Raw genomic sequence first — 25,829 nt, forward strand, 5'->3', positions numbered from 1 at the left:
CCAAAATTGCTTTCCCAATACACTTGTTTCTTTTTTAATAATTATGTAGTCATTATAATCATAAAGTTTGAACAAAAAACGATATCTGAAGTCCTTCAAAAAACAATAAAGAGCTTCCTTTTCTATTCTGTATTTTTGAACGTATTACTATTTTTCATTGTTAACAAGCACACCAAAAACCCGCTCCTGTATAAGTAACGGGTTGATTACAAATTCCTAACATTTTCTTTTGCAAGATTTCTCCTCCGTTATCCAATAAACTTTGCCAATTCATTATTAAATTTATCCCGCTCCTCCCAAAACAACCCGTGGCCGCTATATTTAAAAGGTACAAGCTTAGCATTTTTTATCCCTTGTTTTTGCGCCTCGGCCAGCGGAAAATGACATACTTTGTCATGAATTCCGTGCAGAATAAGGGTTGGAACGTGAATTTTCCCCATATCTTGAAATAGGCTTTCTTCATGTAGCCAAGTATTTGCAACCATAGCGGTGGACCAGCTTGCGGCTTGTAGTCCCAATTGAAAAAACCAATTTGAAAAAGGCTCTGTTACATGTTGAAAGAAAAACATATTACCAAATCCTTGCAGCATATTTGGACGGTCATTATAAGTCCCCTGTATGATTTGTTTTACATCCTCAGTTTTTTGACCATAAGGAAAATAAGGCCGTTGAATAAGACTAGGTGCAGCAGCTGCAAGTAGAGCTAGCTTTGAAACCCCATGTCCATGGTGCCGAGCCACATATCGAATGGCAACAGCTCCCCCTGTGGAATGACCGGCCAGCGTAATATTTCGCAACTTCAAAGCGTCTATAACACTTCGAACATCATCAGCCAAACGATCATAGTCATATCCTTTCCAAGGTTTATCTGACTGGCCAAATCCCCTAAGATCCATTCCGATACAACGATAACCCATTTGAGGAAGTTGATTAAATTGATATTCAAACATCTTATGATTTGCAGGCCAACCATGAATAAAAAAGATCGTTTTCTCATTTATCGGATTTATATCTTCTACATAAATGTTAACATCCGGCTCTACCCTAACATAGTACCCCAAGCCAATCCCCCCAATAAATAAAAGTCTTCTGATAGAGACTATATTCAAAAGGACCTATTCTTTTAACCAAAACCATCAAAACTATTGAAATATTTTTTAAGTATAATTATTTAGAGACAACTCACTTATTTTCATGTAACAAAGTGATAACCCATCCCTAAAGTGGAGCACACGGAAATTTTTAGGAATAAGTTTTAAAAGTAAACAAGGAATGCGACCGAAATCAGCATTTTTTCACTTAATAATAAAAAGAAAGTGTAAAGGATCTAAACTATTCTTAAATTTTACAAGGCAGAATGTTTAGTAATAAAAATGAAATGGACGATGCTTTCGGCCATACTATCGGTATCTCTAAATATTAATAATAAATCCCTGCAACATATGAGTCACAGGGATAAATGCAGCACCTTTATTCAGATTTTTGGGCTATAAAAAAAGCACTTTGAACCTGACTAACTGCTGTTTGGGCTTGTGCAATTTCAGTAGCAGCTTGTTTGATTGCTTCTTGAGCTAAAGTTGGATCAGATGAAGACTTTTCAATCGCTTGATTTAGTAAATTTTGAGTAAGAGTTACATTCGCCTTTGCTTGATTTAATTGGTTTACATCAATTTGTTGATTATTTTGGGTCATTAGTATTCTCTCCTTTAATCTTTGAATTAAATTACTTCTATATAATTACCTAACTCGTTTCGTTTATTATTAAAATAATCTTCCAAGAATAACAACTTCTTTTTTGGCTATATACTACATGTTTTTTGCTTTGGGTGGGGATAGTTAAAGTATAAATTTATTATTCTTGCGGTTCTTAGTAACAAAAGTATGTAAATAAACTTAGCATAATAGAGGAGGATAAAATAGTGGAAATCAGAGTCATGACGTTTAACATTCATCACGGCAAAGGAATGGATAAACAATTAAATCTTAACAGAATAGCTGAAGTAATTGAAAATAGTGAGGCTGATATTATTGGCCTTAACGAGGTGGATAAACATTTTTCTAAGCGAAGTCTTTATCAAGATCAGATTAGTTGGCTTGCAAAACAATTAAAATTAGAGTACGCTTTCAGTCCTTCTCTCTCAGTAAAACATAAAAATTCAACACCAGAACGGCAATATGGAAATGCTCTTTTGTCACGATATCCAATCGTAGCAAAAAAGAGCCATTCTTTTCATTTGATATCTGGACTAACTGAAGGAAGATCATTGCTTGATGCAACCATTCAAATAAACAAAAAGTTATATCGAATCATGGTTACTCATTTAAGCCTCAACCCTTATCTCCATAGAAAGCAAACAAATTATATCTTAAATCAGTTTCATGAGTCTCCATATCCCGTTATTATCATGGGAGATTGGAATATGAAACCTGGATCCAGACAATGGAGGAAATTAACTAACAAGGTTCAAGATGCTTGGCAGATTGCAGGAATTGGGCCAGGCTATACTTATCCATCGATTCGCCCAAGGGCTAGATTGGATTACATATTTGTCAGTTCCGAACTACAGGTTGTTGAAGCAGAAGTGATCATAAAAGAAACAACAGCTTCTGATCATTTACCGTTAAAAGCAACCATATCTTGTTGTCGATAGGTAATTAATCGTCCGATGTTGAAGGTCAGCTAAAGGTATTTAGTAATTTCCCCTCCCCCCTCCTTTCTAGTAAGTTTTAACAATCACATAAATCATTACCATAAATAATTCCTTACTAAAATTTTAATACTATAGATAGTAATTGAATTTGAAAAGGAGAAAAAAGAATGAGGGGTTATCTGTTGTCCATTTGGAGTATTTTAGATCCCATTTACTATAAATGCAGTCGTCTTACTTATCTCCCAAAAACAGGATCTGACAGAAATATTTTTCGTGTTCGACTTACAAAATACAAAGGAAAAAACATTATATTATCAGATGGTACTAATATAAAAAAAAATGATCTATTAATCAAAATCCATCTGCATAATGTAAAACTTTTGAAGGAGTTAAAAAATACAAAAAGTGAATTAAAAAAAGCAAAGATTATTTTTCGCTCTGTTCAACATTCATTGCCAGGAATAGAGCTTTATATCCGTAACCATAAAAAATCACAACAAATAAAAGGAATTATTGGCATCACAAACCTAAATAAAAGCTGTGATAGATTAGGGTTTGAAGTCGTTCATTTTACTAATCGAATCTATAAATGGTTTAAATGGACAAGCTCTTTACCAATCACATTACTTTCACGAAACAGCCCTTTCAAGAACAATATTTTTAAGTATCAGCCAAGTTATTTACTCATGTCCAAACATAAACTATCAAGTTTGTATCGAAAATAAAGGTGGCTTGTTAACCACCTTTTAGTTCAAATTAGATTGCATTCGCTTCGTCTTTTTCTATAGCTGCTAATGACAGTTCATGCAATGTTATTTCCGGTCTGCTACCGACACGGATATTAACACCTGTTTGTCCAAGACCTTCATTAATATAATATGGTTTACCATCTTGTACATGAAGACCTTTCACAATATTCATTCTAGCTAGCTTGCCCATTTTTACAAGGTGATAGGCTTTCGGATAGCAAATTTGTCCGCCATGAAAATGACCTGATAACAAGTAGTCAAAATGATATTTTTTCATATGAAGAACAATGTTTGGATCATGTGTTAATACTAAATTTGTCCCAAACTTGATATTCTTGTATGAAGCTGGTAAATCACTGCGCTTAGTACTAAAGTCATCAATACCAATAATATTTAACAGTTTCCCCTTGACGATAATCGTTTCATTCTCATTATTCATTACCTTACAATTGTGCTGTTCAAGTGTTTCAATTAATAGTTGAAGGTTATTATTACGTAAAACATAATCATGATTGCCAAGAACTGCATAAATGCCATATTGTGCATTTAATTTATTCAAAACTTTTAAATAAGGAACTAGTTTAGGTATCGACCGTTTGCGGTCAAGGAAGTCTCCTGTAAGTGCAATTAAGTCGATTGGTTCATTTTTTAATTTTTCATAAAGCTGATCTGGAGTGATGGAGATATTTTCAAGATGTAAATCAGATAATTGGAGAATCTTTAAAGTCGGTGCATTTTTGATGGACTGTACGGAATCTATTTTAATTTTATTAAGAACGACATCATGTGTATTTTTATAGGCTTTTTTAAAAAGATAAAATAAAACGACAATGATTGCTGTCAATATAATCAATTTCATAAACATCACCCTTTCTAAGCTTTCATTATAAATGATATAAGCTGCAATTTGTTTCGGGAATTGATGGAAACAAAAAGTAATCCTATATAATATTGTGAGGTTTATTATGAAACAAGCAAAAAACATTTTATTTTTTCCCTTTTTGCAAATTCCTTCTGGCCATCATCAAGTAGCTAATGCAATCATGGAAAAGATAACAACTAAACATCCACAAATCAAATGTGAAAAAATAGATATTCTTTCTTACAGCTATGGAAGAGTTGAGACTTTTATTTCAAAAACATATATAAAGTGGATTCAAACAATTCCGCACTTTTATAACTGGATCTATCAAAACAGTGTATATAAAAATATTAATAAGAGTAAACGTTATCGTTTATATGAGCTATTATTCTTAAGCTTTATGAAGAAGGTTATTAAAGAAAAGCGACCAGACCTTATTGTATGTACACATGCCCTCCCCTCTTATATGGTAAATATGTTAAAAGAAAAAGGAGAACTAAATACACCAGTTATTAATATTTACACTGATTATTTTATTCATCGTCTTTGGGGAATGAAAAATATTGATTATCACTTTATAGCCTCTCATCATATGAATGAATTTTTAAAACAAAGAGGATTAAAAGAGGAACAAATATTTATGACAGGAATTCCTATTCATCCAAAAATTAAGAAACAAACAAAACCCATTTCCTTACAAAACACTTCTAGCTTGTCACTATTGATCACTGGAGGAAATTTAGGTGTTGGTGAAATAGAAGAACTAGTGAATAGGATAGAGCTTAACCTAAATGTAAAGTTTTTTGTTCTATGCGGAAAAAATGAAAACTTATATAAAAAAATCAAACAAACAGGAAAATCTAACATCATCCCTTTAAAATATATTCAATGCAAAGACAAAATGAATATGCTTTACGACGAAATAGATGGAATTATCACAAAACCAGGTGGAGTTACCATTAGTGAAAGCTTATTCAAAAGAAAACCTATTTTTATATACCATGCATTGCCAGGACAAGAAATAATAAATGTGCAGCAACTAAAAAAACTCGGTGTTATTTTTGATATGAGCAATTGGAAAAACCAAAAACAACCATTTGATCAATTCATTTTTTCATTTTTTCATAAAAACAGCCGCTTATTGGATCATTATCAAAGGTGTATATCTAATTACCATAAACAACTTTCAAATAAAGAAGCAGCACAAATAATCGAGGAAATTTTACTGAAAGATATTTAAAGTAAATAACGCCCAAGTGATCGTAACACTTGGGCAAAATAGTGATGGTATTTAAATCTATCCGTTCTAGTTTTCAGATTTATCAAGTTCATTACGCAATTCTTTCATCGTTTGAGGGTTCTTTTTTCCAAATGTAAAGTAATACAAGATCGCACTCGCCAGAACAACAAAACTTAATAATAGGATGAGATTACTGTACAAATACGCCTCGGAGTTTAAGCTGAACGGATGCAACGGAAAAGCGAGCACTGCCTGTTCCATTACTCTGGCAACTATAGCTGTTCCTACTGCTCCGGAAATAAACGACGTCATGTTATAAAAACCCATGCCGACTCCGATTCGATCAGGAGGCAATATTTGCGTTACACTTTCCGTTAATGCCGTTTGCAAGAACGAGAATCCAATGTACATAATGATGAGAGACAACGCAATGTACCAGACCCAATGACCGATGGATGAAGACTGCAAAAGCAGACTTAGGGCAATCAATGCCAGACCCAAGTATACGACAAAATGACTACCTCTCTTAACCGTCATCTTCCCGGCAACTCTTCCGAATATGACGGCGCTAAAAGCTCCCGGAAACATGATGAGCCCAATGTTCTCTGTCGTTAATCCGTACATTTTACTTAGCATCAGCGGGATCACAAACATCATCGACATAACCGTGCTAAAGGTAAGAAAGCCAATGATGAGTCCGCTGCGGTAAAGCGGATTGGTAAAGAGGGCAGGATCGACAAACGGTTCATCAGCCCGTCGGATACGTACGATAAATAGAATGAGCGTTATCACACCAATTAGTAAATAAAACCAGCTAGCTTCTGTCGTAAATAAAATCAAGGTTGAGACTGTGATTCCCACTAGTACGGCTCCAAGGACATCTACTTTTCCTGACCCAGTATTTTCTACAGGAAGGAACTTTTGGAAAAAAGGAATAGCGACTAGTGCAGGAAGCGGCACAAGAAATAAAAAGGACCAGTGGAACGATCCGGCGATATAACCTCCGAGTACCGGCCCGATGCCGATCGCGAAGGAAACGGTAGATGTAATGATACCAAACATGTTCCCACGTTCTGATGGTGAAAAATATTTGGCGACAATGACCATAATAAGTGCTGGAATGGCGGATGCGCCGGCTCCTTGAATCGCTCGAGATACTATAATCCCAGGGTACCAGGATTGCAAAGCAAAGCCCAAAATAGAGCCCGTTCCATATAGGGTGATTCCGATTGTGATTAATTTTTTGACGCTAAACAAATCAGACAGCTTTCCGAAAATAACGGATCCCATACCGAATATGGTAATGAAGACCGTAATTACCCAGCTCACTCCGGAAGCACTCAGCCCGAACTGCTCGGCAATATCGGGGGTTGACACATTAAAAACCGATTCGTTCAATACGGCAAAAAACAGGATGTAATAGATCCAAAATACACTTTTTTTCATGTTTGATGAATTCGTTTGGGTATCGGTGCTTCTCTCCATGTTTTACGCTTCCTTTCTTTCTAGAGGGATCCCCTGATTTAACCGATCCTTAATTTCTTTCCAGCATGACAGCGTTTCAAATAATTTGTTTTCTTGCTCTTTGAGTACCTCTATTTGCTGCTGGACTTCTTTTAGCTTCCTTTCATAGAGTGAGATTGCCTCGTATGCGCATTGGTAATGATCGACTGACTCGTTTTCAGGACATTCTACGATACGTGCGATTTCATTCGTCCCGAGCCCAAGCCCTAAGTAAAATTTGATCAGTTGGATGCGCTCGATGTCAGCTTGACTGTAATGCCGATATCCATTTTTGGTTCGCTTCGGAATCAACAGCTTCTTTTTCTCATAATACCGAAGGGAACGTGCGCTAACGCCGGTTTGCCTTACCACTTCATTTATGGTAATACGGATCTCCTCCTTGCTTTTTGAATTATCTTGATTATAAAGATTGACATTGTGTCAATGTCAAGTGATTTTTCCTGCTGCATGGTAGTTTAGGTTTTAAATGTAAAGTGTGGTTACAAATAGTTTTGCTGACAAATGGTAGTTTGTTATAGGATAATGGTGATGTATTTGCAGGGCAAAATATTAGGGAAAAAACTCCAAACGAAGGAAGTGTTAAACGATGAATTTAGAAATAGTAATGCAGGAGCTTGAAGCCCTTGGCAAGGAACGAACGAAAAAAATGTACATATCCAATGGTGCCCATGAGCCGCTTTTTGGCGTGGCAACAGGTGCAATGAAGCCAATAGCTAAGAAAATAAAAATAAATCAAACTTTAGCTGATGAGCTTTATGCCACAGGGAACTACGACGCAATGTACTTTGCAGGCATTATTGCAGATCCAAAAGCAATGACTGTGTCGGATTTTGATCGTTGGATGGATTCGGCATATTTTTATATGCTGTCCGATTATGTGGTAGCAGTAACTTTAGCGGAAGCAGATATTGCACAAGAAGTTGCTGATAAATGGATCGCAAGCGGTAAAGAGCTGAAAATGTCAGCGGGCTGGAGTTGCTACTGTTGGCTTTTAGGGAATCGCTTAGACGTTGAATTTTCCGAGAGCAAGATTGCCAACATGCTTGAAATTGTGAAAAATACGATTCATGATTCGCCAGAACGAACGAAATCTGCTATGAATAATTTTCTATATACTGTTGGGATTTCCTATTTGCCGCTCCATGAAAAGGCAGTCGAAACTGCAATGGCAGTAGGTCCAGTAGAAGTCAAACGGGACAAGAAAAAAAATAGTATCCTAAACGCTTACGAAAGTATTCAAAAGGAAGTAGATAAAGGGAAGCTTGGTTTTAAACGCAAATATGTAAGATGTTAAACAATAGCCTCGCATCACGAACAATATTCCATTATCGACGGCGTTGATCCAAGATGGATTGATGCCCTTTTTTGTTGTAGTTATTTAATTGCCCCTTTAGTTTAATAAGTATTAAGATATGGTGATATACACAAATTTAACTTGTGCATAACATCATTCTTTTTAAGGATAAGAAGTAATGCAAGTGAGAGTTATATATTTTATGCCAAAGATGTTCAATCAACAAAACTGGAACTCATCCTCATTGCTTAGGAGGACGAAAACCAGCTTTAACAGCTTCTTCCTCTGTGCAAAACATCACTTCCGCTTTTGTTTGTTTATACGAACGAGAATTGGGCGTATGATAAATTTTCGCGGATGATGTGATATTTCCTTTAATAAGGCATGCATTAGTCGTAGCCGTTGTTTTTTCTGACTTTTCACTTGCTCCAATTAATTCTTTATGAAAACCATCTTCTTGTGCATAATTTTCTACTTTCCATATTCCAATTCCGTCTTGCTGCGCCTTTTTTTGAATAGCAGTAAATGGATCTACATAGCGGGTATTTGGTGCGTAAACATAAGCAACCCTTGCCAGTCCTTTTTGCAGCAATTGTTCTTGAATCATTTGGCCGTCCGCATATACATAGGCTAATAATCGTCCATATTTATCCCGATTTTGACCGATATCAAATTCAAGCTCCAGAGTTTTCGCCTGTTCGACAAGTTCTTTTGTAAACTCTTTTGCTTCCTTTCCATATGGCTGTTCCCCTAATCGAGGATGGGAAGTTTCCGGAGTATCTACTAACAAAAACCTTACTTTTTCTGATTTCCCTTTATAAAGAACAGTAATAGTATCCCCATCTATTGCTTTATCTAGTTTCACTTCCACTTTCTTGTAAGTTGATTCTTCCTTATCTTTGAACGAACAGCCTGCCATTATCATTAAAATGACAACGAACCAAATTGTTATTACTTTTTTCATAACCCCTTCTCCCCTTTTTCATAAACAAAAAACTGCCCCTTACATAGCATCACACCCAACCGGCATATTGGAACAGTTGTAGCGAGACACTATAGGACAGCAGTTTTAAAAAAACCTTTTTAAACTAAATTTTCTTGCAAAAATTGTTGTGCATTTTGTTGAAGCTTTCCATATAAAACTGCTTCTTCTTCCATTACTTTTTTGTTATTGATAGTGAAATTTTCCGATTTGTTTAGCTCTACTTCAACTTCCGCATCGTATACATAAGTCGCATTGCCAATTAAATCAATTCGATATTTCCCGTTTGTTTCATGTACAAAACAGCGTACTTTGCCGCCATTATTGTAAACAGTTATATATTCGCCTACTTGATTATACCCATTTAGAATCGAAACAAGAGAAGAAGCCGACATCGCTGTTCCACAAGCGTTTGTAAATCCAACCCCTCTTTCAAATGTACGGACATAAATGCTGCCTTTTTCTAAAATATAGACAAAGCTTACATTTACTCCATCTGTAAATAAATCATTCGGACCGTTTACAAAGGAACTTAAATTTTCTTGAAGCGACGAATCAATTTGCTCCTTATTGACAATCGAAATAAGGTGTGGATTTGGTACTGCCAATGCCGTAAAGCTTAACTCGTCATTTAATGCCGGCAGCTTTTCATTTAGCAGCGTATTTTGGTTGATATGCAGCGGTAAATCCTTTACATCAAATGAAACTGGCGAAATCTCAACTAAATAGGTTGGGATCTCTGGAAAAATATCTTCTTCCTTTTTCACTTCCAAATTTGCTTTCATTGTTTCAATAACCGCTTCTTTCACATCCAATAATTCACAAACATAGCGTGCAACACAACGAATGCCGTTGCCGCACATAGAGGCTTCAGAACCGTCTGCGTTAAAAACACGCATTTTTGCATCGGCCACTTCACTTGGCAAAACAAATAAGATCCCATCTGCACCAAGAGATGTATTTCTGTTGCAAAAGACCTTAGCCAATTGAGCACGTTCTTGCTCAGAAAAGTTATATGGGTTTGAAATTTCATCTATGATCAAAAAATCATTTCCACTGCCATGACATTTTCTTACATTAATTCTCATACTAATTCCTCCAACATTTTCGCATCTTTCTCTCCCATTTTACTGTTCTAAACATAATCCTGCAATTATTTCCTTTCCGATTATGTAGAAAAGCACCATCGCCTTGAGCTAGCATCACCAAATATCAAAAATTTTTCTAATCATTGAACAAAAATAGAGCAAATACTCATCCGAAATATCGGTTAAATATTTGCTCTATCTCTTATCTAGTTCTTTCTTCTAATAATTGTTTCGACCAATTAACTGACTCTGTATACGTATGCAACAGCTCTTTTTCTTCTATCATTAATTCCTTACAACTATTCGAAACCGTAGTCCATTCTGCTTTCTCAACAGCCAGCACTAAATCTAATACGTCTCTTTGTATATTCTTTTTTCCTACTAATGCATCAGAAATCGTCTCATCTAACGGTACTTGTTTTAATATCGTTTTCATTGGTAAATTCAATATACTATCCATTAATGAAAACATTCCCGTTAAAAAATATCCCGATTGATTCGTACTAGTCGGTAAAAGTTTTGCGACTAATTCACACATTCTAGCTCGAACTAAACTAAGATTCATTATTTCTTGTGAAATCCCATTTTGAGAATCCTTTTCTCGAACGGCTAAAACATACAGCCATTTTTTTAGCTCCTTTAATCCAAGCAAGACGATAGCCTGTCTAATATTCGTCACTTTATGCTTTAATCCATAGCCAATGGTATTAATTAGTTTTAGTAGTTTGTATGATAAGGAGACATCTTGTTCTATCAAGTCTGAAATAACATCAATTTTAGGGTTTTTTGCAGAAATAAATTGCATAATATTAATGTAAGTCTGAGAACAGGTTGGTACATCCTGTGTGGAAATAATATAAGGTTTAGAAAAAAAGTATCCTTGAAAAAGTTCATACCCTAAGCTTTTTGCTTTTTCATACGCTTCTCTTGTTTCCAGTTTTTCTGCAAGCTTGATAATATTTAACGATTTCACAAGCATTTCCAATTCCGTTCTCGTTTCTTCTGATGTATTCATAAAATCAATTTTCACAATATCTGCAAGCAATAATAATTCATAAGCATAGGAGTTATGTTTATCAAAAACATAGTCGTCTAATGCAATTTTATACCCTAAACTCTTTAATTCTTGGCAAATTCTAACGATTTTCTCACTTGGTACTACTGTTTCTAAAATTTCAATAACAAAATCTTTTGGCTGAAAATAAGTAGGTAATTTTAATTCTAATAAATGCTGCGTAAAATTAATAAAACAAGGTTTTCCATGGGACAACTTTTCTATGCCTATATTTAAAAAACTGTTGATAATTACATCTGCCGTTGCTTGTTCCCCATCAATATTTGGAAAATGATTTATTTCATTATTTCGATATAATATTTCATAACCATATACTTCTTCCATTCTATTAAACAGCGGCTGTCTCGCCACAAAAACTTCCATTTCATTCCCTCCGCCATTTTATGACCTTGACATTCTGACTTGGAGCTTTATACAATTTAAACTTTGTAAGTTTCCACCGACATCTTTCTACATAGCTCTTACTATATTGCCATTTTTTTCATGAAACAGCTAGAACTATTTTAACATATGGTCTCTTTCTTTTTCCATTTATTACGTATATGGGATACGCCAGGCTACATTTTTTAAAAAAAATCAGGGTATCCCAATTTAACAAAAGGACACCCTGATAAGTCTTTATAATAGGCTGTTTTCTCAAAGTTTGTTGTTTTTTACATAAAAAAACATTTGAAAAGTGTTTCTTAGCAGACTTAATACACGTAGACTCCTGTGGGAATGCGAGAAGGACGAGACCCCACAGGAGCGTATGCGACGAGGAGGGTCGTCGCTCGCTAAACGGACGAAGTGTATGCAGGCTGCGCGTTTAAAAGCAACATTCTATACGAAAACAGCCTTATGATAAAAATGATTCGAATCGTCTTATTACTTAAATTGTTTATAAAGGTTGCCCATTTCAATCGCTCCGACTGCTGCTTCCCAACCTTTATTTCCTGCTTTTGTACCAGCTCTTTCAATAGCCTGTTCGATCGTTTCCGTAGTAAGAACACCAAAAATGATTGGGACACCAGAAGATAAAGAAGAACTCGCAACCCCTTTCGCCACTTCATTGCTCACGTAATCAAAATGCGGGGTCGCACCACGGATAACTGTTCCTAATGTGATCACTGCATCAAATTCATTAGAGTCTGCTAACTTTTTAGCTGCTAACGGAATTTCAAAAACACCTGGCACCCATATAACAGATATATTTGCTTCTTCCACTCCATGCCTTTTTAACGCATCTTCTGCACCTGCTAATAATCTTGTTGTGATAAATTCATTAAATCTGGATACAACGATCCCAACTTTTAATTCACTGCCAATTAAATGACCTTCATATATTTTTTTCATTTTGCAATCTCCCTTGTATGTTGTAATTTTTGTTTATATTTTACTAACTCTTCTATAGTGATCATTTTGAGATCAAACTGTTTTGCCACTTGAATCAATTCCGGAACTCTTGCCATCGTTCCATCTTCATTTAAGATTTCACAAATAACCCCTGCATGGACACTTCCACATAACTCAGCTAAATCAACCGCTGCTTCTGTATGTCCATTGCGTTCTAATACTCCGCCATCTTTTGCAATTAACGGAAAAATATGTCCTGGTCTTGTAAAATCGGTTGCTTTTGCCTGATTATCAATCATTTTTGTTATCGTTAAAGATCGTTCAAAGGCACTTATACCAGTAGTTGTTTCTTTATGATCAACACTGACAGTAAAGGCTGTTCCACGAGGATCATTATTGACAGCAACCATTGATGACAGCTCCAATTGTTCTGCCAACTCTTTTTTGATCGGCACACAAATTAATCCTCTGCCTTCTTTTGCCATAAAGTTGACCATTTTTGCTGTTGCGAACTCAGCAAGTCCAATAAAGTCTCCCTCATTTTCCCTGTCTTCATCATCACAAACAATGATCACTTTGCCTTTTTTTAAATCTTCTATTGCCAATTCAATAGAATGAAACATATAACCCCCGCCTTTTCTTACACAAATTACTAATAAAATCCATTTTCTTTTAAAAATGTAGATGTAATACTCGTCTTCTTCGTCTGTATGTCTTTGTCATTTTTCATAAAAGAATAAAAATATTTTGCCATCATATCAAACTCCAAGTTTACAATATCTCCAACTTGTTTTTTTCCAACAATCGACAAGTCCGCCGTGTGGGGAATGATGGAAACAGTAAAAACATGTTCTCTTATTTGAAATATTGTTAAACTCGTTCCATCAATACTTACAGACCCTTTTTCTATCAATAGATGTGTATATTGCTTCGGTACTTCTACATCGAATACAACACTATTTTCCACCTTTTTTTTATGTAAGATGGTACCAACACAATCTACATGTCCTGTGACAAAATGCCCGCCAAATCTGCCATTTGCATGCATAGCCCGTTCGAGATTGACAAGCGCTCCTTCTTTTAATAAATGCAAAGAGGTTTGTTGAAAGGTTTCCGGCATTACATCCATTGTAAATATATTTTGATCAAAAGAGGTTACCGTTAAACAAACTCCATTCACTGCGATACTGTCCCCTAAATTCATGTCTGCCATGATTATTTTCGCTTGAAGTGTTAACGCAAGAGAATTTCCGCTTTTTATGATTTTTTTTACAGTACCTCTCTCTTCAATAATTCCAGTAAACAATACACACCCTCCTTCATCCCGTAAATAATACATATGGGGAAAGATAAATAGTAACTTCGGAGTATAATAAGAGGTTTAGCAAGTGGAAAATAAACGGAATAGGTGCTATCTGATATTTTAATACGAAACCGATTTTTTATACTAATGGTCTTGTATGAAATAATGGAAATAAAAGAACCATCTCCCTTAACCTTAACACGGAAATCTCGTTCATAACGCAAAAAACCCGTATATAACTATACGGGAAAATTCCATAACAAATAATCAGAAAAAAATCATTTTTTTAGCAATAAACATTGCTTATCGGTTCTTTACAAAAAATATCCCCGTAAGAAGCAACACTATATTCAATCCAAAAAAAGAATGACTTTTCACCCAATTCTATCCGCGCCAAACAAATTGACAGCAGCTTCGTTATTCCTTCTCCCATCCAGACTTTACTGTCGGCTTTGGTTTCTCACCAAATCAACCAGATTATCAATTAATAAACTGGGTCACGGGCTTAGAGTGATAACACTCATCACCGTCGGTTGGGAATTTCACCCTACCCCGAAGGCGATCATATTTACTATATGATCCTTTGCTATTTAATTTATATAATAATACTCTAAAAATTTAGGAAAAGCAATAACAATGATTTAGACTGTAACTTTTTTGATTCTTATCCGTATAAAAAGTACAATCTTAATGTAATACAAGTAATTTTCTTTTGAAGGAGCTAAATAAATGGAAACTGTAGATAACTTAAAAAATGAATTAGCCTCCATAAATAAATGGGAAAAGGAACAAGGGGATTTATGGTTTTGGGAAAAACTAAGTCGCTTGCCTTTTAAAATATTGGATAAATGGACACCAGCTTTTATTCAAAATAAAATCGGACAGCTGTTGGATGAAATGGGAAATTATATTCAAAGCGGCGGAACAATATTAAGTAATGTATCTTCTGTAAAAAAATATTATCAGCATCTTTCTGTTGCATCCCTTGATGAAGTAAGAGATTTACCGATTGATGAAATGAAAAAAGCAGGCGAAAAAATTGCAAAAAGCAGAAAAAATTGGGCAACATTTCAAGGAGCCAGCACTGGTATTGGTGGTTTTTTAACGTTAAGTCTTGATATACCAGTATTATTGGCTATGCAAATTAAATTGTTGCAAGATATTGCGATCTGCCACGGATACAATCCGAATGAAAAAAAAGAAAGAATTTTCATCGTGAAATGTTTACAATTTGTGTCTGCCGATATTGTTGGCAAAAAAACGATATTAGAACAATTAAGCGCTTATGATCAAAACAGTGACCAAGTACAGAGAGAAGTTATTTCTGAAATACAAGGTTGGCGTGAAGTAGTCTATGCCTATAGAGACTCTTTTGGATGGAAAAAACTTTTTCAAATGGTACCGGTAATCGGCATTGTATTTGGTGCTTTTTCCAATCGTTCCAGCATGGAGACAATTGCTGAAGCAGCCATCATGTTCTACCGAAAAAGACGAATAGTAGAACGTTTGACAGTTAAAGAAATAGAGTGACTGCTTTTAGCAATCGAAACCTCAGAGGGACTTTAAATAGCCATCAAACTAACGGAAAGATAAATTATTCTGTTAGTTTGATGGCTTTACTTGATGGCTTTGAGAGACTTTCTCGATAATTAGAATGAATGTACTTTCGAAGAAGTTACATGCAGTAACCTCTTATCTTTTATGATGTTCGTAACGTTTAACAAGCTTTTGAAACATATACGGACAGCAACTCCGCTTCCTTTATGATGGAAAATTTTATGTTTAAAAACTGAAACCAATCGAACACTCGATCCGTCCAATTATTTGTTCAATGATTTCTGTAAACATATATTTTTGTCAGCAATGCATAAAGATGGATAATTTCTTTATTCTTTGCAGAGTGATTGATAGATAATAACGGCAAATTAGGGTTCATAAAGCGGTAGCTCCATTCTTTCGGCATCCAGCCTTTTTTTAGAGTTGCAAGCTCAATCCCTTTTGCATCATTAAATTGATAATCTGTAAATGCCAAGCTTTTTTTCATCATAATTTTATTTTTTTCATACATAAATTCAGTTTTCGTCACATTTTCTGTTTTTTGTTCTACTATTTTGCTGATCCTTTTTCCTTCTTTATTTTTAATTTCAATCACATTCCCTTTTATTGTAAATATATATTGAAGCATATCATGACTATTATAAAAGCCGTAGCTTTTTGGATAAAGCTTGTCCACAAAATAAGGAAGATACCAACGCAGCAGATGAAATTTTTCGTCTTTAATTTCTCCAACAACTATTCCTTCCTCGTCAAAAATCAACATTCTTAAAGAAGGTGCCGGAAGAAAAGTAAGTACAACCGTTTTTTTTTGCAAAAGGGATTTCTCTGCTCCTGTTGACCTAATAGCAGCTGCCTTTTGAGAGCGCTTTTGATGTATATAATAGAAAATATACGATGTTACACTGTAAACAACAAACGGAAAAAGATACCACAAACCATATTTACCGAAATGCATTTTTATAAAAAATATCACTAAAAACAAGAGAGGAATACAACTTATTAAACTAGCATTTAAAGAGGCTGCAGCAGTTTGTTTGTAATATTTTTGAATATCCATTACTTTATTCTCCTTACAGTAACAAAAGTTCAACAAATTGTGACGGAAGAAACATTTTTTTCTCAAGTGCATCTATTTTTATGTTCTTTGCTATCCACTTGCAAAGGAAGCTTAATAATATAATCTTCATTTACAAAAAAAGGTCCCTCTCCTTTTCAAGGATAAAGAGGCTAATAATAGTTATTCTATTATTTAAAAAATGAATCTATGAATAATTGGAGGAAGATTTTTTGAAGAAATTTTATTATTTACTATTATTATTGGCTATTATTGTTTTAATGATATCAACTTACTATTTTTATCAAATTAAAAAAACAGCGGATCAAACTCCACCTGATGATAGTCCGTATATAATTGTGTTAGGTGCAAAAGTAAATGGAGATACATTATCAAAAGCGCTGCGTTTTCGTGCAGAAGTAGCTTTTCAATATTGGGAAGATAATCAAAACACAAAAATAGTCGTTACAGGTGGACAAGGACGAGGAGAAAATATTACTGAAGCTGCTGCTTTAAAAGCTTATTTTCTTGATAAAGGAGTGGATGAAGATCATATATTAGTAGAAGACACTTCCACGACAACCTATGAAAATATTCAATTTTCACAAGAACTGTATGATATCAAGGAAGCAGTTATTGTAAGCAACGACTTTCACTTGTTTCGTGCAGTGACGATTGCCAAAAAAGAAGGAATAAAAGCATATCCACTTGCAGCTAAAACACCTGTAAGCGTCAAATTCCCTTTATATATACGTGAATATGCAGCTATTATTAAAATGAAGTTAAAAGGCTATTAAGTTAGGCTGTTTTCGTATAGATTGTTGCTTTTAAACGCGCAGCCTGCATACACTTCGTCCGTTTAGCGAGCGTCGAGCCTCCTCGTCGCATACGCTGAGGCCACTGAAAAAGTGAATGCTATAAAATATAGGTAGTGACAACCCAAGCAACGAAAAGGTTTTCGTTCGGTTTTCCGTGGCTTACCACACGCTTTCCGCGGGGCGAGCGCCGAGCCGCTTCGTCGCTACGCTCCAGCAGGGTCTCGCTAATCCCGCTGGAGTCGTGTGGACGCCTCTCCTAACCAACATGATGGTCGTTTTCAAACTCTCTATACCATTTTCACCACTTTGCATCAGCGAATTCTCGTTCAATGGTTTCTTTTCGCTTTGAAAATATTTGTTTGTCTTCTTGATGATGATGAAGATGATCTGTTTCTTCCACATACTCTTCCCACACATGTCTCTGATGCAGCCTCTATTTTACGAACTAAATGATTTTGTGGTACTAGTTAAATCTAAAGTGATCATTCCTTGTTGATCCCTTTGGATAGAATGATGTTTGGAAAGCATGTAGTCACCTCAAAAAATTTATTTTCTATTATTTAAAAACAAGGCTGTGTTCCATTCTATTGTTGATTTTGGTACTAGGTTGATTGGAGCGGAAGGCGTGAGACTCCTGCGGGATAAGCGAGTCAAAGGGAGACCCCACAGGAGCAAAGCGACGAGGAGGCTCCCGGACCGCCCGCGGAAAGCGAACGCCTGGAGCGGAAATTAACAGCTAAGTTTAAGAGAGCCTAAAACAAAAAAGACTGTAAGCAAACTCCCCTAAATGGGGTTTGTCTACAGTCTGAGGGGCTGTCACAAAAGGGTAAATCCATTGAAAATTGAAAAAAAGAATGTTGATATATCAGTAATCTTGAACATAAAAAGGGGCATCCAATAGCTGAAAAATCGACTTATTGGACAGCCCCTTTTAAAATTATTATTTAATAATCCGAAACACAAACGGAATTCGGTATTCTTTTCCTTCATAGCCTTTAATTGCGGCAATGATAGTAAACACAAGTATAAGCAAACCTATAAGTGGAGTTGTAACAAAACCAATCAAGATCAACATTAATATTCCGCTTATAAGAAGATAAACAGCATAGGATATCAAAAAGTTAAAGTACTCTTTCCCATGATAATCCACAAATTCGGAATCTCTTTTCAGCAGCCATATAATTAATGGCCCAACGATTACTGTAAACAGACTTGATACATAAATAAGCATAGCAAATAATTTTTCGTCATTGCTTACATTTTTTGAATATTCCATTATTATCCCTCCATAATAATAAAACTTGGTATTATTTCACTAACTAGTACAAATAATTGCCTCTGCTTATTAATACGGTCAGTCGTTAAAAATGTTTCATATAAATTTATAAATTTGTTGTCAGTTACAAGAAATATTTCTATCTTATAGACTTGTCCTGTATACTAATAAAGACATCCTATAAAATGTAAAAAAGATGTTGGAAAAACAAATGGGAGAGATTATTTTGAGTGAACTGGTTTCAAGTATTTTTGACTTTTTATCATCATTAGGTTATTTTGGCATAGCAATTGGCCTAATGATTGAAGTGATTCCAAGTGAAATTGTATTAAGCTACGGCGGGTACCTTATTCATTTAGGAGAAATCAACTTTATCGGCGCTCTGATTGCTGGTGTTATTGGCGGTACATTTGCGCAATTATTTATTTATTGGATTGCTTATTACGGCGGCCGTCCTTTTATTGACCGTTATGGAAAATACATACTAATCAAAAAAAAACATGTGGATGCTTCAGAGGCATGGTTTTTAAAATATGGGACTGGAATGATCTTTTTAGCAAGATTTATTCCTGTTGTCAGGCATGCCATTAGCATCCCGGCAGGATTGGCTAGAATGCCTGTCAGCAAGTTTCTTTTATATACAATCTCAGCCATTATACCATGGACGGTTCTTTTTTTAATGCTTGGAATGAAGCTGGGAGACCATTGGGACAATATTGAAACATATGCAAAACCGTATTTGACTCCCATTATTGTGATTGCCGCTGTTGCTATCTTGCTTTATTTTCTTTTTCAAATTCGCAAAAAATAATAATATAGGTAATTACAATTATTTAACATAAAATTAATATTTTCCTATTTCTATTTTAAACAATCTTTTGTATGATTATGTTTGTTGTTTAGTATAACAATATAATAATATCAACTGACGTCGTTGAGATGATAATACATGTTTAGGAAGTATGGGAAGGCAAATGGTGCGCCACCAAATTGGTTCTAGTGGGTTCGATTCCCACCCCGAAATTTTTTAGAAAGATAAAAAATTTCGAGGGTGGATTTCCTTTTGCTTTAAAGAAGAACTGCCCTCAAAAGTCAAATTGGAGGGATTTTTTTATGCTGAAGAAAAGAGAGATGGAAGACTGCCACGTATTATATGAACTAATGACACATCCAGATGTTTTCCCATTTGTTCGACAAAAAGCTTATTCTTACGAAGAATATCTTTTTTTAACAAAACAAACAATCGAAGCGGAAGAACGAGGAGAATTAATTTCACGAACAATCCTTGATGAATGGCAGCATCCAATCGGAACGATCAATTTATTTGATATTAAAAATAACGCTGGCTTTCTTGGTACATGGCTAGGGAAGCCTTATCATGGCAAAGGATATAACAAGCCGGCTAAAGAACAGTTTTTTGCAGAAATTTTTTATGAGATGAATATCGAAACGGTATTAATGAGAATTAGAGATCATAATGTACGTTCTCAAAAAGCAGCGGAAAAACTTCCTTATGTTGTATCAGCAAATGAAACGAGAAAAACGTTATTAAACGAACTTAATGCTAATGGCGCAAACTATCATTTATATGAAATTCCAAAAGATTTATATACCCTGCATACACGTCGAACTAGTACAATCGATGAAAAAATCACAGGCCGTTTAGAAGCATAAAAATAAGAAAGATTTGTTATTGCAGAGAAATAGACGCAGTAACAAATCTTTTTTGTTTATGAGGGCTCTAGCCCCTTAAATTAATGTTATAATACAATCGTTACTTAATAGAAAGAGGAAAAAAAATGAAACAAACACAAACAACAAAACAAAAATTACAGCAATTATTTATGATTTTACTGCCGATACTTGTAACACAAATTGGCATGTTCGGATTAACTTTGGTTGATACAATCATGGCTGGTCATTACAGTCCTATTGACCTGGCAGGCGTTGCTGTAGGTAGCTCGTTATGGATGCCTATTTATACTGGTTTAACTGGAATTTTATTAGCAATTCCTCCGATTGTGTCTCAGTTAATTGGCAGAAAAGAAGAAGCAAAGGCAAGTTTTTCTGTTGTACAAGCCGGTTATTTAGCGATAGCAATGGGCGTTATCCTTATTATTATCGGATATTTTGCGCTCGATCCAATCTTAAACAGCATGGGCTTAGATCACGAAGTACAAACTATTGCATTTCGTTATTTAACTGCATTAAGTTTTGGAATCATCCCTATTTTTATCTATTTTGTGCTTCGATCATTTATTGATACTCTTGGACAAACACAAGTCACCATGTTTATTACCTTGTCTGCCATTCCAATTAATATCGTTTTAAACTATGTATTTATCAATGGCATATGGTTTTTTCCAGAACTTGGCGGTGTTGGAACTGGCGTAGCAACTAGTATTACTTATTGGATTATTCTTTTAATTGCACTACATATTGTGTATCATCATCAGCCTTTTAGCCGTTTTAAGTTATTAAAAACGCTCCATCCTTTGTCGTGGACAAAATGGAAAGAATTATTAGTGATTGGTATTCCAGTCGGTTTTTCGATTTTTTTCGAAACAAGTATTTTCAGTGCCGTTACGATCTTAATGGGACATTATAATACGAATACGATTGCTGCACATCAAGCTGCTCTTAATTTTGCTTCCTTGCTATACATGGTACCACTTAGCATCTCTACAGCCCTTACCATTCTTGTCGGTTTTGAAGTTGGCAGTAATCGTTTAAAAGATGCAAAAATGTATAGCTGGATGGGTGTTAGTTTAGCTGTTGTCTTTGCCTTTATAAGCGGCATTATTTTATTTACGTTCCGAGCAGAAATTGCAAGTTTGTATACGAACGATAAGAATGTATTGCAACTAACGGCTCATTTCCTTATTTACGCAATTTTCTTCCAGCTTTCCGATGCGATTCAAGCCCCTATTCAAGGAGCACTGCGCGGATATAAAGATGTAAACAGCACATTTATTATGAGTCTTATTTCTTATTGGATCATTGGCTTGCCGTTAGGCTACTACCTTTCTCAATATTCCAACTTTGGACCATTTGGTTATTGGATTGGATTAATAATTGGCTTAGCGACTGGAGCCATATTTCTTTCCAGTAGATTGTATTATATTGAAAAGAAACGTTTTGTGTTAAAAAGCGCATAATATCCATACTCTTTTAGAAAAAAGTGTTGCATTATCCTATAATGATGCAGCACTTTTTTCTTTTTCACTGACTACCCTGAAAATAAGCTCTGTTAAAAGGGGTTTTCCGAAGCTTATCGCTCGCTTTCCGCGGGGCGAGCGCCGAGCCTCCTCGTCACTTTGCTCCTGCGGGGTCTCGCCTGTCTCGCTAATCCCGCAGGAGTCGAGCGAACGCTTCTCCAAACCAATATCATTCTTAGCTCTAACTCCTTCTATCTTGACGCTGAATAAACACTACTTATTTTCATCTCCCATGGTGCGAATTTTTATTAACATGGGTGTCTCTGTTAAATTTCAGTGTTGATTTAGAATGGTCAGGAAATTCACTCGCTTTCTGCGGACGAACTGGCAAGCCTCCTCGCTTGTACCTCAAGGCCACTGAAAAAGTCCATAGGAAAGGAAAAAGATACGAATAACCTACTACATATAGAATGATAAACTCATTTATTATCTGTATATAGATAATAATTCAAGTTTTTTCAAAAATAATCAGTTTTTCAGTGGCCTATGTACCTCCCTGTGGGGTCTTTCCAGCCCGTTTTTCCGCAGGAGTCTCGCAAATTTCCTTCCAAAATCAACATTATCGTTTAACAGAGCCTTTTCAATAACAAATTGTTGTTATAAGCAACCTAAAAAATGAACAAAAATAAACACGATTTAGGCTAGGATGAATACGATAAAAAGAATGTAAAAATGATACATCGCGATTGATTAGGAAAGGATGAATTTCCAATGTTCCCATGGAATTTATTCCCTTTTAATAAAGATGCAAAATCGAAATTAAATCAAATGAAACCAGCAGATATCCAACAATATGTTCAAGAAATGATGGATAAATTAATGCCTGATTCTATGCAAAAAATGGATCCTCAAGATATGTTTCAAAGAATGTCTCCTACTAATGGAAATAATCAGCAAAATCAAACTAAGGTAAAAAAATTTGATTATGTCGCTTTTGAAACACATCACCATTGTTTTATTCGTATCCCGATTGTGGAGGAATCTTGGTTAAAAGTAGTCAGAATATATTATACTTCCAATCAAGTAATCATTGAACATATACCAGAACAACAAGATAAACATACGATTCTTCTGCCAACAACCGTAAGAAGAAAGGGCTCGACTGCTCATTATAAAGACAATATTTTAGAAATAAAAATTCAAAAAAACAACGACATGCAGTTTTCAGAGATAGATGTGTCAGACATTAATTAACAGGATAACGGATAGCTTATGTAGCATCGTTGTGGAGGAAGATAATGATGGGTTTTGATAATTTAAAAAAGATTTATCAATTTTCCGAAAAACATGGAGATGAAAATTATTGGAAGGATCTATTTCAACATCATACATTTCATAACTGGAATACAGCTAATTATTCTTCTATAACGAGTAGCTCCAATTTTCCTGCATGTGATGTTTATAGCAACAATTATTTTTTAGTCATTGAAATAGAACTTCCAGGAATGGATCTTTCTGCTATATCTATCAACTTGCAAGAGAATAATACGTTGGTTATAAGTGGTGAATATGCTACACTTCATGAAAATTGTGCTTACTATATAAAAGAAAGACAAAATCGTCATTTTTCGAAAAAAATCTCGATTCCTTTTCCTATAAAAGAGAAGGACATGAAGCATCGTTTTGTAAATGGTCTTCTTACGATTCAAATTGCTAACCATTAATAAACAGCAGATGTCCGTAAAGATTATTTTTCCATCATTCAATCTTTTATGTACAGGATAAAAGCAACTTTTTGGACATCAAATTTCTGTTTATTTCCATAGAATCGTCTATTCTCTCACAAAAATGATTTATCATAACAGTAAAATGGATTTTCTTTTCCCTCAAAATGAGTAGTTCCTACTTTATTATATCCATTTTTAACAAATAAGTTTTGCGCTTTATCATTTAAAGAATACGTATCTGTTTTTAAATAATAGATATCATGCTCAATGGCATAAACTTCTGCAAATGCCAGAAGCTCACTTGCAATTCCTCCCCCTCTAATTTCAGGATCTACCGCTAAGCGATGAATAACGAAAAAGTTTTTTTCCGCATATGTCCAATTAATATGTTCATAATTTTCGCCATTTTTGTTGTCTATTGTAATAGACCCAACTGGCCGATCGTCCTTAACAGCAATAAATAAGTTGTTGTTTTCGATATCTTTTTTAAAATCATCTTCTTGTGGATAGGTGCTCGTCCATTGATCATTTCCTTCGTTGCTCATAATATCAACCGTCTTTTCAACAAAATCCATAATAATTGGTAAATCACTTAATTGCCCTTGTCTTATTTTCACTTATCATTCTCCTATAACCATATTTCTTTTATTTTCCCCTTTCTATTTTAAAGTATTATAAAATGTTATGAAATGAAAAAAACAAAATAAGACTATTTTTGACTATTATGGTTATAGTAAGAAAAGCGTGAAACATCAGTCTAACGAACTTCAGAATACTTATGTTTTCATTGTAAAATGCTGGTTTCGTTCGGTTTTCCGAGGCTTACCACACGCTTTCCGCGGGGCGAGCGCCGAGCCTCCTCGTCGCTTTGCTCCTGTGGGGTCTCGCCTGTCTCGCTAATCCCGCAGGAGTCGTGCGGACGCCTCTCCTAACCAACATGATGGTCGTTTTTAAACTCCCTATACTATTTTCATCCACTAAATATAAGGGTTTTACTTATAATTTATTAATAAAACACTTCTTCCTCACATACGCTCCTGCGGGGTCTCGTCTTTCTCGCATTCCCACAGGAGTCTACGTGTATTCAGTCTGCTAAGGACTTCTTCTCCAATTTTTTATGTAAAAAACAACAATCTTTGAGAAAACAGCATTGTAAAAAAACCTAAAAGATCCAGAAATATCTTTTAGGTTTCATTCAATGACTATTATTTTCCAATAAATTGTTGTGTCCAGTAATTGCCGTTTTCAACATAACCTACACCGATATGCGTAAATTTATTGCTTAAAATATTTGCGCGGTGGCCTTCACTGTTCATCCATGCTTGGACTACTTCTTCCGGTGTTTTTTGTCCTTTTGCAATGTTTTCTCCAGCTGCTTTATAAGAAATGCCGAATTTTTTCATCATATCAAAAGGGCTTCCGTATGTTGGGCTATTATGGTCAAAATAATTATTTGTGCTCATATCTTGAGATTTTGCTTTTGCCACTTTACTTAATTCTGTATCTAACTGTAATGCTGGTAAACCATTTTTTGCTCTTTCTTTATTTGTTAATTCTACCACTTCTTTTTCGAAAGCACTTACTTCAGTTGCTGCTGTTGTTTCAGAAGCTGGTTTGCTTGCTGCTGGTGCTGGAGCATTTGCAGGTGCTGCTGCGTTATTTTTTGGTGCTTCTTCTTTCTTTACTGGCGCTGCTGCGTTATTTTTTGGTGCTTCTTCTTTCTTTACTGGCGCTGCTGCGTTATTTTTTGGTGCTTCTTCTTTCTTCGCTGGCGCTGCTGTGTTATTTTTTGGTGTTTCTTCTTTCTTTACTGGTGCTGCTGCTTTTGCTGGTGCTTGTTGTGAATTTTGTAATTCTGCTAAAACCTTATTAATGTCGATAGCATTCGATGTTTTATATTTATTTAAAATAGTATTTATTTGTTCTTGATTTAATTGTTTAGATTCTACTTTTACTTGATTCGCTGCAGGTTGACATTCTGCCGCTGATGCTTTGTTCACCATTGGACTAGACATTAATAATGCTGTAGCTGCTGCTGCTGATAAAATCATATTTCTTTTCTTCATATATTAAAATCCTCCTTGGATGTTGAACTTAGTAGTTTGTAAGATTGTTTGTTTCCGTCTTACAAACAAATCA

The 25,829-nt window shown here is 35.1% G+C and carries 25 protein-coding genes, 1 pseudogene and 1 riboswitch; of the genes and pseudogenes, 11 read left to right on the top strand and 15 right to left on the bottom strand.

All coding sequences use genetic code 11. The features are described from left to right. Positions 1-248: 248 nt before the first annotated feature. Both ACTXGU_RS02025 and ACTXGU_RS02030 read right to left on the bottom strand, forming a co-directional pair. Positions 249-1,061 (bottom strand): alpha/beta fold hydrolase, encoded by an 813-nt coding sequence (locus ACTXGU_RS02025; protein WP_443479827.1) that lies wholly within the window; start codon positions 1,059-1,061, stop codon positions 249-251. 409 nt (positions 1,062-1,470) lie between these two features. Continuing rightward, on the bottom strand, positions 1,471-1,692 hold the full coding sequence (locus ACTXGU_RS02030; RefSeq protein ID WP_443479828.1) for a hypothetical protein: 222 nt from the start codon (positions 1,690-1,692) through the stop codon (positions 1,471-1,473). A gap of 227 nt (positions 1,693-1,919) precedes the next feature. Between ACTXGU_RS02030 and ACTXGU_RS02035 the strand changes: the two genes are divergently transcribed. Beyond that, positions 1,920-2,651, top strand: coding sequence for an endonuclease/exonuclease/phosphatase family protein (locus ACTXGU_RS02035; RefSeq protein ID WP_443479829.1), 732 nt, complete (start codon positions 1,920-1,922; stop codon positions 2,649-2,651). Positions 2,652-2,818: 167 nt separating this feature from the next. Beyond that, a complete protein-coding gene (locus ACTXGU_RS02040) occupies positions 2,819-3,376 on the top strand; it encodes a YkoP family protein (protein ID WP_443479830.1) in 558 nt (185 codons plus the stop codon). A gap of 31 nt (positions 3,377-3,407) precedes the next feature. On the opposite strand, the gene ACTXGU_RS02045 is transcribed toward ACTXGU_RS02040, so the two are convergent. Next, positions 3,408-4,259 carry a metallophosphoesterase gene (locus tag ACTXGU_RS02045; RefSeq protein WP_443479831.1) on the bottom strand — a complete coding sequence of 284 codons (852 nt, stop codon included), beginning with the start codon at positions 4,257-4,259 and terminating at the stop codon, positions 3,408-3,410. 106 nt (positions 4,260-4,365) lie between these two features. On the opposite strand from ACTXGU_RS02045, the gene ACTXGU_RS02050 reads away from it, so the two are divergent. After that, positions 4,366-5,502, top strand: a complete 1,137-nt coding sequence (locus ACTXGU_RS02050; RefSeq protein ID WP_443479832.1) for an MGDG synthase family glycosyltransferase — start codon at positions 4,366-4,368, stop codon at positions 5,500-5,502. A 66-nt stretch (positions 5,503-5,568) separates the two neighbouring features. Here the strand turns inward: ACTXGU_RS02050 and ACTXGU_RS02055 are convergent, their stop codons facing one another. Beyond that, positions 5,569-6,987 (bottom strand): MFS transporter, encoded by a 1,419-nt coding sequence (locus tag ACTXGU_RS02055; protein WP_443479833.1) that lies wholly within the window; start codon positions 6,985-6,987, stop codon positions 5,569-5,571. A gap of 3 nt (positions 6,988-6,990) precedes the next feature. Beyond that, positions 6,991-7,377, bottom strand: coding sequence for a MerR family transcriptional regulator (locus ACTXGU_RS02060; RefSeq protein WP_443479834.1), 387 nt, complete (start codon positions 7,375-7,377; stop codon positions 6,991-6,993). A gap of 235 nt (positions 7,378-7,612) precedes the next feature. On the opposite strand from ACTXGU_RS02060, the gene ACTXGU_RS02065 reads away from it, so the two are divergent. Continuing rightward, positions 7,613-8,320, top strand: coding sequence for a DNA alkylation repair protein (locus ACTXGU_RS02065; RefSeq protein ID WP_443479835.1), 708 nt, complete (start codon positions 7,613-7,615; stop codon positions 8,318-8,320). A 241-nt stretch (positions 8,321-8,561) separates the two neighbouring features. Here the strand turns inward: ACTXGU_RS02065 and ACTXGU_RS02070 are convergent, their stop codons facing one another. From ACTXGU_RS02070 to ribE, 6 genes and pseudogenes are all read right to left on the bottom strand, one after another. Further along, complete coding sequence (locus ACTXGU_RS02070) at positions 8,562-9,284, bottom strand: thermonuclease family protein (RefSeq protein WP_443479836.1); 723 nt, start codon at positions 9,282-9,284, stop codon at positions 8,562-8,564. 119 nt (positions 9,285-9,403) lie between these two features. Continuing rightward, a complete protein-coding gene (gene dapF / locus ACTXGU_RS02075) occupies positions 9,404-10,390 on the bottom strand; it encodes a diaminopimelate epimerase (RefSeq protein WP_443479837.1) in 987 nt (328 codons plus the stop codon). Positions 10,391-10,592: 202 nt separating this feature from the next. Continuing rightward, positions 10,593-11,828 (bottom strand): EAL and HDOD domain-containing protein, encoded by a 1,236-nt coding sequence (locus tag ACTXGU_RS02080; RefSeq protein ID WP_443479838.1) that lies wholly within the window; start codon positions 11,826-11,828, stop codon positions 10,593-10,595. A 501-nt stretch (positions 11,829-12,329) separates the two neighbouring features. Next, positions 12,330-12,797 (bottom strand): 6,7-dimethyl-8-ribityllumazine synthase, encoded by a 468-nt coding sequence (gene ribH / locus ACTXGU_RS02085; RefSeq protein ID WP_443479839.1) that lies wholly within the window; start codon positions 12,795-12,797, stop codon positions 12,330-12,332. Positions 12,798-12,823: 26 nt separating this feature from the next. Next, positions 12,824-13,420, bottom strand: a pseudogene (gene ribB, locus ACTXGU_RS02090) (3,4-dihydroxy-2-butanone-4-phosphate synthase); the annotation flags it as partial. Between the two features lie 29 nt (positions 13,421-13,449). Next, complete coding sequence (gene ribE, locus ACTXGU_RS02095) at positions 13,450-14,103, bottom strand: riboflavin synthase (protein ID WP_443479840.1); 654 nt, start codon at positions 14,101-14,103, stop codon at positions 13,450-13,452. Positions 14,104-14,517: 414 nt separating this feature from the next. Then, a riboswitch (FMN riboswitch) is annotated at positions 14,518-14,664 on the bottom strand. Between the two features lie 165 nt (positions 14,665-14,829). On the opposite strand from ribE, the gene ACTXGU_RS02100 reads away from it, so the two are divergent. After that, positions 14,830-15,630, top strand: coding sequence for an EcsC family protein (locus ACTXGU_RS02100; protein WP_443479841.1), 801 nt, complete (start codon positions 14,830-14,832; stop codon positions 15,628-15,630). Positions 15,631-15,928: 298 nt separating this feature from the next. Here the strand turns inward: ACTXGU_RS02100 and ACTXGU_RS02105 are convergent, their stop codons facing one another. Then, a complete protein-coding gene (locus ACTXGU_RS02105) occupies positions 15,929-16,714 on the bottom strand; it encodes a hypothetical protein (RefSeq protein WP_443479842.1) in 786 nt (261 codons plus the stop codon). A gap of 230 nt (positions 16,715-16,944) precedes the next feature. On the opposite strand from ACTXGU_RS02105, the gene ACTXGU_RS02110 reads away from it, so the two are divergent. Next, positions 16,945-17,508: a YdcF family protein gene (locus ACTXGU_RS02110; protein ID WP_443479843.1), complete on the top strand. Its 564-nt coding sequence runs from the start codon at positions 16,945-16,947 to the stop codon at positions 17,506-17,508. Positions 17,509-18,469: 961 nt separating this feature from the next. Here ACTXGU_RS02110 and ACTXGU_RS02115 read toward each other — a convergent pair. Beyond that, positions 18,470-18,805 (bottom strand): DUF4870 domain-containing protein, encoded by a 336-nt coding sequence (locus tag ACTXGU_RS02115; RefSeq protein ID WP_443479844.1) that lies wholly within the window; start codon positions 18,803-18,805, stop codon positions 18,470-18,472. Positions 18,806-19,031: 226 nt separating this feature from the next. On the opposite strand from ACTXGU_RS02115, the gene ACTXGU_RS02120 reads away from it, so the two are divergent. From ACTXGU_RS02120 to ACTXGU_RS02140, 5 genes are all read left to right on the top strand, one after another. After that, positions 19,032-19,616, top strand: a complete 585-nt coding sequence (locus ACTXGU_RS02120; protein WP_443479845.1) for a DedA family protein — start codon at positions 19,032-19,034, stop codon at positions 19,614-19,616. Positions 19,617-19,918: 302 nt separating this feature from the next. Further along, positions 19,919-20,479, top strand: coding sequence for a GNAT family N-acetyltransferase (locus ACTXGU_RS02125; protein ID WP_443479846.1), 561 nt, complete (start codon positions 19,919-19,921; stop codon positions 20,477-20,479). A gap of 125 nt (positions 20,480-20,604) precedes the next feature. After that, a complete protein-coding gene (locus ACTXGU_RS02130; protein ID WP_443479847.1) occupies positions 20,605-21,963 on the top strand; it encodes an MATE family efflux transporter in 1,359 nt (452 codons plus the stop codon). Between the two features lie 771 nt (positions 21,964-22,734). Continuing rightward, positions 22,735-23,217 (top strand): Hsp20/alpha crystallin family protein, encoded by a 483-nt coding sequence (locus ACTXGU_RS02135; RefSeq protein ID WP_443479848.1) that lies wholly within the window; start codon positions 22,735-22,737, stop codon positions 23,215-23,217. Positions 23,218-23,261: 44 nt separating this feature from the next. After that, positions 23,262-23,687, top strand: a complete 426-nt coding sequence (locus ACTXGU_RS02140; RefSeq protein ID WP_443479849.1) for an Hsp20/alpha crystallin family protein — start codon at positions 23,262-23,264, stop codon at positions 23,685-23,687. A gap of 116 nt (positions 23,688-23,803) precedes the next feature. On the opposite strand, the gene ACTXGU_RS02145 is transcribed toward ACTXGU_RS02140, so the two are convergent. Together ACTXGU_RS02145 and ACTXGU_RS02150 are read right to left on the bottom strand one after the other, a co-directional pair. Beyond that, positions 23,804-24,307 (bottom strand): GNAT family N-acetyltransferase, encoded by a 504-nt coding sequence (locus ACTXGU_RS02145; protein ID WP_443479850.1) that lies wholly within the window; start codon positions 24,305-24,307, stop codon positions 23,804-23,806. A gap of 588 nt (positions 24,308-24,895) precedes the next feature. Further along, positions 24,896-25,756 (bottom strand): CAP domain-containing protein, encoded by an 861-nt coding sequence (locus ACTXGU_RS02150; RefSeq protein WP_443479851.1) that lies wholly within the window; start codon positions 25,754-25,756, stop codon positions 24,896-24,898. Between the last annotated feature and the right edge of the window lie 73 nt (positions 25,757-25,829).

Origin of the sequence: Niallia sp. 01092 (assembly GCF_052318935.1) — a bacterium.
Lineage (GTDB): Bacteria > Bacillota > Bacilli > Bacillales > Cytobacillaceae > Niallia.